The organism is Sphingobium limneticum, from assembly GCF_008710165.1.
Classification (GTDB): domain Bacteria; phylum Pseudomonadota; class Alphaproteobacteria; order Sphingomonadales; family Sphingomonadaceae; genus Sphingobium; species Sphingobium limneticum.
Genome location: NZ_VYQA01000010.1, coordinates 1 through 14,045, shown reverse-complemented (window position 1 = coordinate 14,045; position 14,045 = coordinate 1). Strand labels below are relative to the sequence as shown.

The window sequence follows — 14,045 nt, the reverse complement described above, 5'->3', positions numbered from 1 at the left end:
GCCGGGCCGTCATCTATTTGCGCCGGTATCGGAAGTACCAGACTTCGTGGCCGATGCGGCGGGCCTTGGCTTCGTAGCGGGTTTCGGGCCAGCCGCCGGGGCGGGTCTGGAAATCCTTGGCTTCGCTGGCCAGCCAGTCGAAATCGGGATGGCCGTTCATCACCATCAGCGCCCAGCGCAGATAGACCGGATGGTCCGTGCCGAAGCGGAATTCGCCGCCGGGCTTGAGTTTGCGCGCGATCATCGCGACCGGGCCGAGGTTCATCATCCGGCGCTTGGCATGGCGCGCCTTGGGCCATGGGTCGGGATGGAGGAGATAGACGAAGCTCAAGGAGCCGTCGGGGATGCGGCTAAGCACGTCGAGCGCATCGCCCATGTGAAGGCGGACGTTGCCGAGCGCGCCGTCGCGAATATGGCCGAGCGCCTGCACCACGCCATTGAGGAAAGGTTCGCAGCCGATAAAGCCATGATCGGGCAGCATGTCGGCGCGATAGGCCATATGCTCGCCGCCGCCGAAGCCGATTTCGAAATGGAGGGGGCGGTCGTATCCGAACAGGTCTGCGGCTGTCACTTCGCCTTCCGCCGGGACCGATACGGCGGGCAGGAGTGTGTCGACCAGTTCCTGCTGGCCCTTGCGGAGTTTTGGTCCCGACTGGCGGCCGTAGAGGCGGTTGAGGGTCGTGGGATCGCCGGATTTATGCGCTGTCATGGGCAGCGCCGATAGCGGGGCGGAGCCGTGGGGGCAAGCGGGCAGCGGGTCCTAGTTCGTCTTCATGGCGTCGGGCGATATGTTGATGCGGCTACCACCCTTGCCATCGAGGATGGTTGAGGAAAGGGGCGCTTCATTTTGAACAATCTCGATCGCCTGGTCGGGCGGCGGAATGATGGCGTAGCTGGGATATTGTACCCACCGGTCGAGCTTCTTCACGGTGACGGACCATGGCGCAGGCGTGGCGGCCTTGTCCTTTTCAGTCGCCAGCAGGCCGATCAGGGCATCCTGCGCGACGTCCAGTAGCACGCCGGAATCGCCAAGCGGGATGATGTAGCCGACATTGTCGCCTTCGCCCTGATAGATGGGCAGGCGCCCGCCGATCCGATCGGAATGGACGCATAGGGCGGGAGCCGTTGGTGCCTTGCCCTCCTTGCGGGCCTTTTGCCGGCTTTCGGTCGCCATACTGCCCATCATCGCACCAAGGAGCGTGGCGGCGTTGTCCTGCATGATCTTGCTGGCGCGGGGGCCAAAGCGGCGTGGCTGAGCGCAGGGTAACAGCGTGGTGGCGGCTGACAGAGGCGGAAGTGTCCCGGGCCAGCCGATCTGCTGGATAAGCCGATCCATCGCGGCGTCGAGTTGGACAACGTCGTGGACAGGGGAGGTCATGCGCAGCTTCACCACCCAGTCGCCCAGTGCGATCAGGGCGACGCCGCTGCTGCGACCGATCTGGGTGATGGTGAAACTCTGGCGCAGGCCGGCGGCAACGCTGGCGCCGGGGATGGTGAAGGCCGTAGGATCGCCCTGCGGCGTGACCGTGCCGAACTTGTCGTTGGTGGCGATCATGGTCGCCGCGACATCGAACCAGAGCCCAGTCGAAGGCTCTGCGGCATGATAGATGTAGATATTGACGTGGGTGTGGCCGATCGGGTCGTCATAGGCGACCGAGACGTCGAGCAGGCCGCCTTCGCTGAGATCCTGCACCTCGCTGCGCGCAAAGCCGTCGATCGCGCTGGGGAAGGCAATGGCGCTGGGCTTATGGGTCCAGGGCTTATTCGCCTTGGTCGCGATCCCGATCGGCGCGGCAGGTTGCGCTGCGGCGGGCCTGGCGAGGACGAATGCTGTCAGTGCGAGGGTCAGAGCCAATGATGTGATACGCATGAACTGCCCCCTCCCGAAACCCTACGGTGCAGCAGGGTAGCGGGAAGGGGCGGAATGACAAGAGGTTGGCGACGATGTTTGAGGAGAAGCATCGCCGGATTTCGACGGGCATTGGCTGGAAGCCGCCCACCGCCACATCCTTCGTCAGGTCATTTGCACTTGATGAAACGACCCTTCGCATCCTTGCAGGGCGCCTTTTTGACGGGCGGCTTGGGTGCGCATTTGACGAATTTGCCCTTCGCGTCCTTGCATGGCGCGGCAGATGCAGGAGCAACATTGCCGACCATCAGGGAAAGGCCGAGGAGAGCTATGGCAACCGTCTTTGTCATGATGTGCCTCTTTGGGGAGAGGAGGGTGTCGGGTTTGACAGGGGTTGCAAACCCGACTTGGCTTTTATGCGCCGGACAGGGGCGGTTGCCTAATGAACTTTTCGTCATTTTCCGGACAGGTGGGCATGAGAAAGGGCGCCGAAGGCTGGTGCCCTGGCGCCCTTTAATGATGGGTATGGAGGCTCGCGCCCCACCCCGCTGCGACTAACGCGCTGCGCGCGTAAGTCTCGCTACCCCTCCCGCTAGCGGGAGGGGAGCAGGTCAGGCCAGCGCGGCCTTGAGCTGATCGACCAGGTCGGTCTTTTCCCAGGGGAAATAGTCGCCGTCGGGGGTGCGGCCGAAATGGCCGTAGGCGGCGGTCTTCTGGTAGATCGGCTTGTTGAGGCCGAGATGCGTGCGGATGCCCTTGGGGGTCAGGCGCACGAGGGTCGGCAGGACGGCTTCGATCGCCGAGGCCTCGACAGTGCCGGTGCCGTGCAGGTCGACATAGAGCGAGAGCGGCTCGGCAACGCCGATGGCGTAGCTGAGCTGGATCGTGCAGCGGCGGGCGAGACCGGCGGCGACGATGTTCTTCGCCAGATAGCGGGTGATGTAGGCCGCCGAACGATCGACCTTCGTGGGATCCTTGCCCGAGAAGGCGCCGCCGCCATGGGGCGAAGCGCCGCCATAGGTGTCGACGATGATCTTGCGGCCGGTGAGGCCGGCGTCGCCGTCAGGGCCGCCGATTTCGAACAGACCGGTCGGGTTGACGTAGATGCTTTCGTCGCCGGGCAGCCAGCCTTCGGGCAGGACGTCGGCCATCACGCCCTTGACATAGGCGCGCAGTTCCGCGCGGCTGTCATCATTGTCCATGCCGGCGGCATGCTGGGTCGAAACGACGAGGGCGGTCGCGCGGACCGGCTTTTCATCGATATATTCGAGCGTCACCTGGCTCTTGGCGTCAGGCTCCAGGAAGGGCACGACCTTGTTGTGGCGGTCGTCCGCCATGCGTTCCAGGATCTTGTGGCTGTAATAGAGGGTGGCGGGCATGAGGTCGGGGGTTTCGTCCGACGCATAGCCGAACATGATGCCCTGATCGCCGGCGCCTTCATCCTTGTTGCCGCTTTCATCGACGCCCTGGGCGATGTGGGCGGACTGGCCGTGGAGGTTGTTTTCGAAGCGGAAGGTCTGCCAATGGAAGCCGTCCTGCTCGTAACCGATACGCTTGACCGTTTCGCGGACGGTGGCTTCGATTTCTTCCTGCGCGCCCGGTGCCCAGGCGCCGTTTTCGTAGACGCCCTTGCAGCGGATTTCGCCGGCGAGGACGACGAGCTGGGTCGTGGTCAGCGTTTCGCAGGCGATGCGGGCTTCGGGGTCTTTCGACAGGAAAAGATCGACGATCGAGTCGGAAATCTGGTCAGCGACCTTGTCGGGATGGCCTTCGGATACGGATTCCGAGGTGAAGAGAAATTGATTGCGCATAGGACTCCCGTAAGGTGCTTGGGCAGGTTGCGATATAAAGAAATGTTTATGTGGCTATTAGCTTTTGGCTCTGCGGAGCGCAAGAGCCGCGCCCAGGAGCATAAGCATCAGCAGGCCGGGCGCCCAATTGCCCAGCCGCGCGAAGAGCGTGGGGGGGAGCGCGGGGGGCATGCCGGCGTCGAGGAAACCGGCGCGATTGAGGCCGAGCGCATGGACCACATGGCCGCGCGCGTCGACGATCGCGGAGACGCCGGTGGGGGTAGAGCGGATGATGGGCACGCCTTCTTCCAGCGCGCGCAGGCGGGCCTGGGCCAGATGCTGGACCGGGCCCCAACTGCCGAACCAGGCGTCGTTGGAGGGATTGAAGAGGAAGTCGGGGCGGTTCGCCGGGTCGATCACCTGCCCTGAAAAGATGATTTCGTAGCAGATCTGGATGCCCATTTTGAGCGCGGGATGGCCGGGATTGGCGGGCAGGGTCAGACTTTGCGGGCCGGGGCCGGGCCAGAAATCAGCGTCGCCGGGCACGAGACGGGACAGGCCGATGGGTTCGAGAATGTTCCGCATCGGCAGATATTCGCCATAGGGGACCAGATGTGCCTTGGAATAGCGGCCGGCGATGGTGGCGGCGGGGGTGACGATCCAGACGCTGTTATTGGCGCCGGAGAGTTTGTTCACCAGTGCGCCGTTTTCCTCGACGGGTTTGAAATAGACCTTGTCCCCGCCGGTCATCAGCAGGTCGTTGGGGCCGAGCAGATGGGCGAGCCGGGCGCGCCAGTCGGGTTCCATGTCGAGATAGGCGGGGATCGCGGCTTCGGGCCAGAAGATGAGGCGCGGGGCCGGGCGGGGCTGGCCCGACAGGGTCGAAAGCTTGCGGAAGTTGCGATATTCCGCCTCGACCGAATATTTTTCGTCCTGGCCGATATTGGGCTGGACCACGCGGATGCGGGGCGCGCCAACAGGGGTGGCAGGCGCCGGGGAGAGCAGGCCCCAGAGGGCGAGCAGGGCGAGGGGGGCGGCGAGGATGACGGCAGGGCGGAACCGGCGTCGGACGGCGAGCAGGAAAGCGCTCGCGGCAAGGATGGTGAGCGCGCCAAGGCCGTAGGTGCCGATAAGGGTTGCGCCGATAGCTGCGCCAGTCGGCAGCAAGGTGACGCCGAGCGGGTTCCAGGCGAAGCCGGTGAAGAGGGTGGAGCGCAGAAATTCGGTGGCGAGCCACAGGGCGGAGAAGAGGAGGGGGAAGGATAGAGGCTCGCTTCGCTCGCCTACCCACCCCCGGCCCCTCCCTGAAAGGGAGGGGAGTTTGGTACGGGAGAGCCACCATGTGCCCAGCGTTGCCAGCCCCGGATAGACCGCCAGATAGAGCGAGAGCAGGAGGACCGCGCCATAGCCGAACCAGTGCGGCATGCTGTCCTGAAAGGTGAAGGCGTGGGCGATCCAGTTGAGGCCGAGGGTGAAGTGACCAAGGCCGAACATCCAGCCGCGCGAGAAGGCGGCGCGACGGTCGGGCGCGCGTTCGATCAGGACCAGTAATGCGGCCAGGCAGGCGAGCGTCACCGGCCAGAGGTTGAGCGGGGCGAAGCCGGTGGCCGAGGCGAAGCCGGCCAGCAGCGCCGCGATTTTCGGGTGGCGAGCGAAGGCTTGCTTCAGCACGTCAGCGGATCGATTCCAGCGTGGCGCCGGAGCATTTGTCGCTCTTGTGCCCGCCGCCGGTCAGCATCGAGGCGGCGAGGAAACCGCCGATAATGAGGACGAGGAAGAAAGCGGAGAGGAGGGCCAGATATTTTTCGATGAAGGCTTTGATCGGTCGGCCGAATTTCCAGAAGAGGAAGCCCACCAGCATGAACTGCAAAGCGCGGCTGACGATGCTGGCCCACAGGAAGGTGAAGAGCGGCAGGCCGATAAAGCCCGCCGTGATCGTGATGAGCTTGAACGGGATGGGCGTCGCGCCCTTGATCAGGATGATTTCCGCGCCGTAATCGCGCAGATAACAGGCCGCGACGGGGAATTTGGCGGCGAGGCCGAGCGCGGTCAGGATCTGCTGCCCGACGGTTTCATAGAGGAAATGGCCGATGGCGTAGCCCAGCAGGCCGCCCAGCACGGAGGCGAGGGTGCAGATGAAGCCGAAGCGGATCGCGCGTTCCGGGCGGGCAAGGCACATGAGGCCGAGCAGCGGATGCGGCGGGATCGGGAAGAAGCTCGATTCCATGAAGCTGATGGCGAAGAGCCACCGTTCGGCGTGGCGGTGCGCGGCCTTTGCCAGCGTCCATTGGTAGAGCCTGTTGAGCATCGCGGCGGGCCTAGCCGAGATCGTTTCGGGTCGCCAGCGCTTTTGCGTGACGGTGATGCGACAGGAGGGATGCGACAGGGAGCGGGCGGACGGGGTTGATTGTTTGGCGCCGTCTGGGCATGACCCCATCCCAATAGCCCTGTCCGGTCGCCCTGTTTTGAATATTCCCCCTATCCCATGGTCGAAGGTGCGGCAGCGCGCGGGCGGTATCGTCTTTGCGCTGGTGCTGAACCTGTTGCTGTTGCTGGCCCTGTTCACCCTGTCGCCCCGGTTCGAGCCGCCCAAAGTGGACGACCGCCTGCCGGTGACGTTCGATGTGGAGACGGGCCAGAAGACCGACCAGCAGCAGGCCAAGGCCGAGAAGACGGAGAAGCGGGAGACGCAATCTTCGCCGCAGAAGCAGGCCGACCCGGTGGTGCGGCCGCCGGTCGCTGTCGAGAAGCCCGCCGAGCAGCCGCCGTCGCCCTTTCCCTTCCTGACGCTCAATCGCGAGCAGATGGCGTCGGCCGATATCGGCAACCTGCCCAAGGGGACGCAGGGCGTGGGCGAAGGCAAGGGCAATAGTTCTGCGGTGCAGGGGGCGGGCGAAGGGCCGGGCGGGGTGCAGCTGTACGAGGCGGAATGGTATCGGCGGCCGACCCATGCGGAGCTGTCCACCTATTTGCCGGCCAATGCGCCGGCGCGGGGCTATGGCCTGGTCGCTTGCAAGACGATCGACCATTATCATGTCGAAAATTGTCAGATATTGGGGGAATATCCGCTGGGGTCGGGCTTTGCCAAGGCGGTGCGACTGGCGGCCTGGCAGTTTCTGGTGATGCCGCCGCGGGTCGATGGCAAGAAGATGGTGGGAAGCTGGGTGCGGATCCGCATCGATTATACCCGGACGATGGTGCCGGGTGGTCCGAGGGCGGGGTCTGATCCTGGACCGGGCGATGAGGCCGGATCGCCATCGCGGCCGGCGCCCAAGCCGCTGGCGCCAGGGGTTTCCGGACCGCAATTCTGAAAAGGCGCCAATTCGTTGCGAGCGGATCGGGCGGGGTGGCGGAAAATCCGTCAAGATGCCGGCAGTTTAACCTTTCGTCATTCCCGCGAAGGCGGGAACCCATCTCTCCACATATTCTGGTTGCGAGGTCCGGAGATGGATCCCCGCCTTCGCGGGGATGACGGAGCTGTTGATGAAGGTGCGATGATGCGGGTGGCGGTGGTTTCGTTCGATGGATTCAACGAGTTGGACAGTTTCGTGGCGCTGGCGCTGCTGAACCGGGTACCGGGCTGGCGGGCCGAGATTTGCGGGCCGGGCGAGACGGTGACGTCGATGAATGGCGTGCAGGTCGCGGTGCAGCAACCGCTTGAATATGCTGGTGAAGCCGATGTCGTTCTGATCGGGAGCGGGGTGCGGACGCGTGAGGTCGTTTCGGATTCGAAACTGATGGCGCGGTTGCGGCTGGACCCGGCGCGGCAGATTATCGGGGCGCAATGTTCGGGTGCGCTGGTGCTGGCGCGGCTGGGGCTGCTGGAGGGCGTGCCGGTCTGTACCGATGTGACCAGCAAGCCCTGGGTCGTGGCGACCGGGGCGCGGGTGGTCGAGGCGCCCTTTCATGCGACAGGCAATGTGGCGAGCGCGGGCGGGTGCATGGCGGCGCATTATCTGAGCGCCTGGGCGATCGCGCGGGGGGCGGGCGAAGAGGCCGCGCGGGAGGTGATCGACTATGTCGCCCCGGTGGGGGAGAAAGCGGAGACGGTCGCGCGGGTGATGGGCGTGGTGGCGCCGTTTCTGGTGGTCGATGCACATGGTGATGTGGTTGTTCCAGCGGCATAATGCGCCGGACATTCTTTACCCCAATCGTCGCGCTGCGGTGCGCGGGCGGGAGATGTCGGAGAGAGTCACGTGCCTCTCTCCGACCCGCTTTCGCGGGAATGACGAAGAAGGGTGCGTATAAATAGATTGCATATTGCTACTGGATTGGCAGAGTGCCGCCACCCGACCTGACGACAGAAGGAGAGAAATATGATCATCCATGGGGCGCGGCCGTCGCCATTCGTGCGCAAGGTCATTGTGTTTGCGGCGGAAAAGGGGATCGATGTCGACGTGCAGACGGCCGGTTTCGGACGTGGGGGCGAAGGCTATCTGAAGGGGTCGCCCTTCGGCAAGATCCCGGCGCTGGAGGATGGCGATTTCCTGCTGTGCGATTCGACCGCGATCATCACCTATATGGATGCCCTGCACCCTGGCACACAGATGATCCCGGCCGAACCCAGAGCGCGCGCCCGGACCATATGGTTCGAGGAATTCGGCGATACGGTGGTGCAGGCGGCAGGGCAGAAGATCTTCTTCAACCGGGCGGTGGCGAAGCGATTGAAGCGCGAGCCGGACCTGGCGGCGGCGGACGCGGCCGAGGCCGGCGAAATGCCGAAAATCTACGATTATCTGGAGGATGTGCTGCCGGAAAGTGGCTGGCTGGTGGAGGATCGCTTCACGCTGGCGGATCTGGCGGCGGCTTGCCCGATCATCAATGTGGTCTATGTGTCGGATGGGCTGAGTGCCGATCGCTGGCCCAAGGTGGCGGCGTGGATCGCGCGGGTGAAGGCGCGTCCGAGCGTGGCGGCGGCTTTGGCGGAAGAAGCGCCGATGATCCAGGCGATGACTGAAAAATAACCCATATGGAACATTTATATTGACATCGTCACGCTGATCTGACAGAGATTGGCGCAGTGGAAAAATGTGAGTCGCCAACGCGCTGATGCAGGTGACGGCAATAAGGGCTGGTCCGAAAGGGCTGGCCCTTTTTGTTTGCGCGGTTTTTGGGGGCGGGTTTCGGGCCGAATTTTCAGGGCGGGGGAGGCAGGGATGGCGGGCGGGAGAGCGCAGGACGGGGCGGCCGGGAACGGGGGCATGGTGGAGAAGGCTGTGGAGGACGGGGCCGTGAAGAGCGGGGCGCGATTGGTGCCGGGGCGGCAGCGGGCGGGCGGCAAGGCCAAGGGGCAGATGCGCAACGGGCGAAGCGATAGCTGGACGGCGAAGAAGGAAGGCATCTTCTTCGCGACGCTGGCGCAGACCTGCAATGCGAGCGAGGCGGCGCGCGAGGCAGGCGTGTGCCGGGCGAGCGCCTATCGGCGCAAGGCGATCGATCCTGCCTTTGCGGAACGTTGGGAGGATGCGTTGGCGGAAGGCTATGGCGAAATCGAATTGATGCTGATGCGCGCGGCGCTGTTCGGCCATGAGAGCGAGGAGACGGTGCGCGACGGCGAGGGCGTGGTGAAGACGCACAAGGTGACGCGCAAGCAGGATGTGGGCGTCGCGGTGCGCCTGTTGATGGCCCATCGCGATACGGTGGCGGCGATCCGCAAGGCGCGGATGGACCGCGCGGCGGCGGGCGTGGTCGAGGATGACGGCGCGGTGCGGCAACGCGTGCATGCGGCGCTGGATGTCGCGCATGCGCGGTTGCGGGGTGGGGGGTGAGTTGGATTGGGGGCAAGTTTCATCTCCCTGCCGCTCGGTCCATCGATTTCGCTAAGGGCGAACGGCGCTGGGGAACATCAGGACGAGCAAGGGGGCATATCAAGACGTCCCATGGGTAGCGTTCCCCGGCGGCGGCCGGGGCCCAGGCGCACGCTGTGAACTGGGCCCCGGCTTCGGCCGGGGAACGGGTCGCTTTAGGTTCGCATCATGAATTGGGCGCTGCCTCGTTTCTCGCCCCTTCGACAGGCTCGGGACGGCTTCGCTCGAAACGAACGGGCAGCGGAATATCAAGGACGGAAAAAGGGGCATGACAAGACGCCTCATAGGTCGCGTTCCCCGGCGTAGGCCGGGGTCCAGGCGCACGCTTTGAACTGGGCCCCGGCCTACGCCGGGGAACGGGTAGCTTTAGGTTCGCATCTTCGCTTGTTCGATAATTTGTCTCGCGCGGACCATGGCAAAGTCTTTCGGGACTGATGCAGCAGGTACCCAATAGAGAGGGAGGACAAATATGGCGCTTTCCGAATTTGAGCGGCTGGCGCTGGAGCCGGGGGATGTGCGGGACGCGGTGTTGCGGCAGCTGGACCGGCAGGCATTGATGGCGCTGGAGCAGGACTGGGCATTTCTGGCGCGGCCGGGGCAGTTGGCGCCGGCGGGCGACTGGCGCATCTGGTTGATGATGGCGGGGCGTGGCTATGGCAAGACGCGCGCCGGGGCGGAATGGGTGCGCGCCATCGCGCAGGCCGACCCGCAGGCGCGGATCGCGCTGGTGGGCGCGACGCTGGGCGAGGCGCGCAGCGTGATGGTGGAAGGGGCGAGCGGGCTGCTGGCGATCGCGCCCTGGTGGGATCGACCGGCTTATGCGCCGGCGCTGCGTACGTTGCGCTGGCCCAATGGGGCGATGGCGACGCTGTTCGGCGCGGCGGAGCCGGAAAGTTTGCGCGGGCCGCAGTTCAGCCATGGTTGGGCCGACGAGATCGCCAAATGGGCGTGCGGACAGGCGGCCTGGGACAATCTGATGATGGGATTGCGGCTGGGGACGCGTCCACAGGTGCTGGCGACGACGACGCCGCGACCGGTGCCGTTGGTGCGCGGGCTGGTGGCGCGCGATGGCGCCGACGTCGTGGTGACGCGGGGGCGGACGGCGGAGAATGCGGCGCATCTGGCCGACGGCTTCGTTACGGCGATGGCGGAACGCTATGGCGGCACGCGGCTGGGGCGGCAGGAGCTGGACGGCGAACTGATGGAGGAGGTGGAGGGCGCTTTGTGGTCGCGCGCGCTGGTCGAGCGGTGCCGGGTGGCACATGTGCCGGGCATGCTGGTGCGGGTCGTGGTGGCGGTCGATCCGCCGGCGTCGGCGGGCGGCGACGCCTGCGGGATCGTGGTGGCGGGGCTGGGCAGCGACGGGCGCGGCTATGTGATTGCAGATGCCAGCGTTTCGGGGCTGTCGCCCGAAGGCTGGGCACGGGCGGTCGCGGCGGCGGCTTTGGTCCATGGCGCCGACCGGGTGGTGGCCGAGGCGAATAATGGCGGGGCGATGGTGGAAAGCGTGCTGGTGGCGGCGCAGGAAACGATGCCGGTGAAGCTGGTCCATGCGAGCCGGGGCAAGGCGGCGCGGGCGGAGCCGGTGGCGGCGCTGTATGAGGCCGGGCGCGTGGCGCATCGCGGCGCCTTCCCGGAATTGGAGGACCAGATGTGCGGCCTGCTGGCGGGGGGCGGTTATGTCGGGCCGGGGCGGTCGCCCGATCGGGCCGATGCGCTGGTGTGGGCGCTGAGCGAACTGATGCTGGGGAAGAAGGGCGAGGCGCGGGTGCGGGCGATGTGACGGGTGATTTGGCAAGGCCGGCGCGGGGGTGATCCGCGCCGGCCTTTGGGGTCAGTTGGCTTTGATTTCGAGGGACGGATCGACCAGCGAGGTCTTGGTCGCGGCCGGGGTCGCGGCTGCCGGAGCTACGGCAGGTCTGGCGACAGGCGTGGCCGCCACGGGGGCGGTTGGCGCAGCCGCCGCGAAGGCGACGCTGATATCTTCGTCGATGAAGGCGTTGACCGGCGCGCCGAGCGGGATGCGGGCGCTGGTGCCGGTGGTGAAGAAGCCGGCGATCGGCACCAAGGCGATGGCGGCGACCACGCCGGCGGTGCCGGTGACGCCCTTGTCATCGAAGCTGCCGGTCAGGCGGATCTGGTTACCGTTGGCGCGGACATAAAGGACGCGGCCGGTGATGTGGCCGGACTTGCCCCACATGCCCTTGTTACGGACGTCGGTAATTTCGCCGACGACCGGGCTGCCGATCGGAATGACGGTCTGGCCATTGAGCGTGACGGCTTCGGCGACTTCCATCTGGACGCGCTGGCCGACGCGCAGCTTCTTGCCTTCGGTCGAGATCGCTTCGGATGTCTTGAGCGCGATCTGGGTGCCGGCGCGCAGGACATTGCCGGCGGGCGCAGCGAGGATCGTGGCGACGGGTGCGGCAGGCATAATGGTGGCCTGAGCAAAAACGGACGGCGCGCAGGCGCAGACGATCACGCCTGCAAGGGCGCTGGTAACGGACTTCATGAGTGTAGACCCCCGAGTTAAAGACTCAACTCCCCCCGGAGCCGAGATATGCTCTGGTGCATTTGCGATGGCCCAGTCGTCAAGGGGATAAATATTTGAACTTTATTGGGGTTTATTATGTGGTGGCGAGCAAGGCGGAGGGTGCTTTACAGATGTGCGACAGGCGGTAGACCGGGCGGCATGAAAAACATCCTCCTGCTGACCGCAGCTTCCGCCCTGTATGTTCTTCCCGCCGCCGCGCAGACGCGGGCGCCCGATGCGGCTCGGTTGAAGGCGAATGTCGAGAAACTGGTTAGCTTCGGGACGCGGCACACGCTGTCTTCGGCAACCGATCCCAAGCGTGGGATCGGGGCGGCGCGCACATGGGGCGCGGCGGAATTTGCGAAGATCGGCAAGGGGTGTGGCGGGTGCCTGACGGTGGAGACGATCGCGGATCGCTTTACCGGGCCGCGCGCGCCCGACGGTGTGGAGGTGGTGGATGTGCTGGCGATCCAGAAGGGGACCGGTGATCCGTCGCAGGTGGTGATCGTCGCGGGGCATATCGATAGCCGCGTGACCGATGTGATGAACATCACCGACGATGCGCCGGGCGCGAACGACAATGCGTCGGGCACGGCGCTGGTGATGGAGGCGGCGCGGGTGCTGGCCGGCGAAAAGTTCGACGGGACGATCGTCTACGCGCTGCTGTCAGGTGAGGAGCAGGGGCTGTGGGGCGCCAAGCTGCTGGCGGCGACCGCCAAGGCGCGCGGGTGGCAGGTGCGCGCTATGCTGAACAACGATATCGTCGGCAATACGGTGGGCCAGAATGGCCAGAGGGTGGCCGACCGGGTGCGGGTGTTTTCCGAAGGGATACGCGGCGCCGAGGATGGCAAGGCGACCCTGACGCGCCGGGCGATCGGCGGCGAGGATGATGGGCCGTCCCGCGCGCTGGCCAAGGCGATCGACGGGATTGCGAAGGCCGATCGGGGGATCGGGCTGGACGTGTTTGCGGTACGGCGGTTCGATCGCTTCGGGCGTGGGGGCGATCATTCGCCGTTTCTGGACCTGGGCTTTCCCGCCGTGCGCTTTTCGGTGGGGATCGAAAATTACGACCGGCAGCATCAGGATCTGCGCACGGAAAACGGCCGCGTCTTCGGCGATACGGTCGAGGGGATGGACTTTCCCTATCTGGCGAAGGTGACGGCGCTGAATGTCGCGACGCTGCGGCAGTTGGCGAGCGCGCCGGCGGCGCCGGCGAGCGTGTCACTGGATGGCGCGCTGTCGATGGATACGCGGGCCTTCTGGGACGCGGTGCCGGGGGCGGTTTCGTACAAAGTCTATTGGCGCCGGGCCGATGCGCAGGACTGGACGCAGAGCCGCGCAGTGAGCGGGGCGACGGAGACGGTGCTGAAGGATATCGTAGTGGACGATCATTTCATCGGCGTGGCGGCCGTGGCGAAAAATGGCGCGGAAAGCCTGGTGACGTTCGGGGGCATGGCGCCCAGAAAATAAGGGCCGGGGATAAGACCATCCCCTCCCCATGGTGGGGAGGGGATGGATAAAGGTTAACGGCAGACCTGATGCCAGCGTCCGCCATCGTAGGTGGTGCGGCAATGCTGGCCACCGCGCTGGCCGCCCCGGTCGGCATAGCCGCGGCGGTCGTCGCGATCGCGGCGGACGTCATGCCGGCGGCGCTGATCGTAGCGGCGCTCGGCCGCCTGACGCCGCTGTTCCGCGCGATAACGATCCGATCGGTGATCGTCATAGTGACGCGCGGAGGGGCGATGATCGCGGTCGGGCCGGGCCATCGCAGGCGCGGTCGTCATCGTCAGGGCGGCGATGGCCGCGGCAAGGGCGGTAAGGCGGGTGAACTTCATATAAACTCCCATATCTCGTGCCGATACAACGTCGCAGTGCGCGGTCGGTTGCATGGGGCGACCGGTCGGGTTTTGATATGATACCTTTAACAGGTTGCGGAAAAAGGCTCTTTCCTTGAGCCGCTTGAGGTGATTCAGACGCCTTCAACTGAGGTTGAAGGATTTGAGATGCGGGGCGGCGATTACCGGAGCGAAGGGTTGTTTTCCTACGTGAGCTGCGAAGCTCGGGTT

Annotated in this window: 13 protein-coding genes; 6 read left to right on the top strand and 7 right to left on the bottom strand. The window is 65.4% G+C overall.

Annotation, left to right across the window (positions count from 1 at the left end; translation table 11 throughout):
* Window positions 1-13 precede the first annotated feature (13 nt).
* The 5 genes from trmB to F4U95_RS13945 form a co-directional block, all read right to left on the bottom strand.
* Window positions 14-709, bottom strand: a complete 696-nt coding sequence (gene trmB / locus F4U95_RS13970; protein ID WP_150426103.1) for a tRNA (guanine(46)-N(7))-methyltransferase TrmB — start codon at window positions 707-709, stop codon at window positions 14-16.
* 51 nt (window positions 710-760) lie between these two features.
* Complete coding sequence (locus tag F4U95_RS13965) at window positions 761-1,870, bottom strand: hypothetical protein (protein WP_150426102.1); 1,110 nt, start codon at window positions 1,868-1,870, stop codon at window positions 761-763.
* A gap of 590 nt (window positions 1,871-2,460) precedes the next feature.
* Window positions 2,461-3,660: a methionine adenosyltransferase gene (metK, locus tag F4U95_RS13955; RefSeq protein WP_150426101.1), complete on the bottom strand. Its 1,200-nt coding sequence runs from the start codon at window positions 3,658-3,660 to the stop codon at window positions 2,461-2,463.
* A gap of 57 nt (window positions 3,661-3,717) precedes the next feature.
* Entirely contained in the window at window positions 3,718-5,310 is a 1,593-nt protein-coding gene (lnt, locus tag F4U95_RS13950) for an apolipoprotein N-acyltransferase (RefSeq protein WP_211363983.1), read from the bottom strand.
* Window position 5,311: 1 nt separating this feature from the next.
* A complete protein-coding gene (locus tag F4U95_RS13945) occupies window positions 5,312-5,947 on the bottom strand; it encodes a YqaA family protein (protein ID WP_150426100.1) in 636 nt (211 codons plus the stop codon).
* A 187-nt stretch (window positions 5,948-6,134) separates the two neighbouring features.
* On the opposite strand from F4U95_RS13945, the gene F4U95_RS13940 reads away from it, so the two are divergent.
* The 5 genes from F4U95_RS13940 to F4U95_RS13920 all read left to right on the top strand — a co-directional run bounded on the left by F4U95_RS13940 (window position 6,135) and on the right by F4U95_RS13920 (window position 11,229).
* Window positions 6,135-6,950, top strand: coding sequence for a hypothetical protein (locus F4U95_RS13940; RefSeq protein ID WP_425505062.1), 816 nt, complete (start codon window positions 6,135-6,137; stop codon window positions 6,948-6,950).
* 186 nt (window positions 6,951-7,136) lie between these two features.
* Window positions 7,137-7,766, top strand: coding sequence for a DJ-1/PfpI family protein (locus tag F4U95_RS13935; protein ID WP_150426228.1), 630 nt, complete (start codon window positions 7,137-7,139; stop codon window positions 7,764-7,766).
* Window positions 7,767-7,955: 189 nt separating this feature from the next.
* Window positions 7,956-8,603 carry a glutathione S-transferase family protein gene (locus F4U95_RS13930; RefSeq protein ID WP_150426099.1) on the top strand — a complete coding sequence of 216 codons (648 nt, stop codon included), beginning with the start codon at window positions 7,956-7,958 and terminating at the stop codon, window positions 8,601-8,603.
* 237 nt (window positions 8,604-8,840) lie between these two features.
* Complete coding sequence (locus tag F4U95_RS13925) at window positions 8,841-9,407, top strand: hypothetical protein (protein ID WP_150426098.1); 567 nt, start codon at window positions 8,841-8,843, stop codon at window positions 9,405-9,407.
* Window positions 9,408-9,915: 508 nt separating this feature from the next.
* On the top strand, window positions 9,916-11,229 hold the full coding sequence (locus tag F4U95_RS13920; protein WP_150426097.1) for a DNA-packaging protein: 1,314 nt from the start codon (window positions 9,916-9,918) through the stop codon (window positions 11,227-11,229).
* A 51-nt stretch (window positions 11,230-11,280) separates the two neighbouring features.
* Here F4U95_RS13920 and F4U95_RS13915 read toward each other — a convergent pair whose 3' ends face one another.
* Window positions 11,281-11,880, bottom strand: coding sequence for a hypothetical protein (locus tag F4U95_RS13915; RefSeq protein ID WP_211364658.1), 600 nt, complete (start codon window positions 11,878-11,880; stop codon window positions 11,281-11,283).
* Between the two features lie 258 nt (window positions 11,881-12,138).
* Here F4U95_RS13915 and F4U95_RS13910 point away from each other — a divergent pair, with 258 nt between their 5' ends.
* Complete coding sequence (locus F4U95_RS13910) at window positions 12,139-13,449, top strand: M20/M25/M40 family metallo-hydrolase (RefSeq protein WP_150426096.1); 1,311 nt, start codon at window positions 12,139-12,141, stop codon at window positions 13,447-13,449.
* 53 nt (window positions 13,450-13,502) lie between these two features.
* Here the strand turns inward: F4U95_RS13910 and F4U95_RS13905 are convergent, their stop codons facing one another.
* A complete protein-coding gene (locus F4U95_RS13905; protein WP_150426095.1) occupies window positions 13,503-13,814 on the bottom strand; it encodes a hypothetical protein in 312 nt (103 codons plus the stop codon).
* Between the last annotated feature and the right edge of the window lie 231 nt (window positions 13,815-14,045).

Excerpts from the sequence above, each read along its gene's own strand:
- F4U95_RS13965 (WP_150426102.1), bottom strand. The coding sequence starts at position 1,870 with ATGCGTATCACATCATTGGCTCTGACCCTCGCACTGACAGCATTCGTC.
- F4U95_RS13910 (WP_150426096.1), top strand. The coding sequence starts at position 12,139 with ATGAAAAACATCCTCCTGCTGACCGCAGCTTCCGCCCTGTATGTTCTT.
- F4U95_RS13925 (WP_150426098.1), top strand. The coding sequence starts at position 8,841 with ATGGTGGAGAAGGCTGTGGAGGACGGGGCCGTGAAGAGCGGGGCGCGA.
- metK (WP_150426101.1), bottom strand. The coding sequence starts at position 3,660 with ATGCGCAATCAATTTCTCTTCACCTCGGAATCCGTATCCGAAGGCCAT.
- F4U95_RS13935 (WP_150426228.1), top strand. The coding sequence starts at position 7,137 with ATGCGGGTGGCGGTGGTTTCGTTCGATGGATTCAACGAGTTGGACAGT.
- trmB (WP_150426103.1), bottom strand. The coding sequence starts at position 709 with ATGACAGCGCATAAATCCGGCGATCCCACGACCCTCAACCGCCTCTAC.
- F4U95_RS13945 (WP_150426100.1), bottom strand. The coding sequence starts at position 5,947 with ATGCTCAACAGGCTCTACCAATGGACGCTGGCAAAGGCCGCGCACCGC.
- F4U95_RS13915 (WP_211364658.1), bottom strand. The coding sequence starts at position 11,880 with ATGCCTGCCGCACCCGTCGCCACGATCCTCGCTGCGCCCGCCGGCAAT.
- F4U95_RS13905 (WP_150426095.1), bottom strand. The coding sequence starts at position 13,814 with ATGAAGTTCACCCGCCTTACCGCCCTTGCCGCGGCCATCGCCGCCCTG.
- F4U95_RS13920 (WP_150426097.1), top strand. The coding sequence starts at position 9,916 with ATGGCGCTTTCCGAATTTGAGCGGCTGGCGCTGGAGCCGGGGGATGTG.
- F4U95_RS13930 (WP_150426099.1), top strand. The coding sequence starts at position 7,956 with ATGATCATCCATGGGGCGCGGCCGTCGCCATTCGTGCGCAAGGTCATT.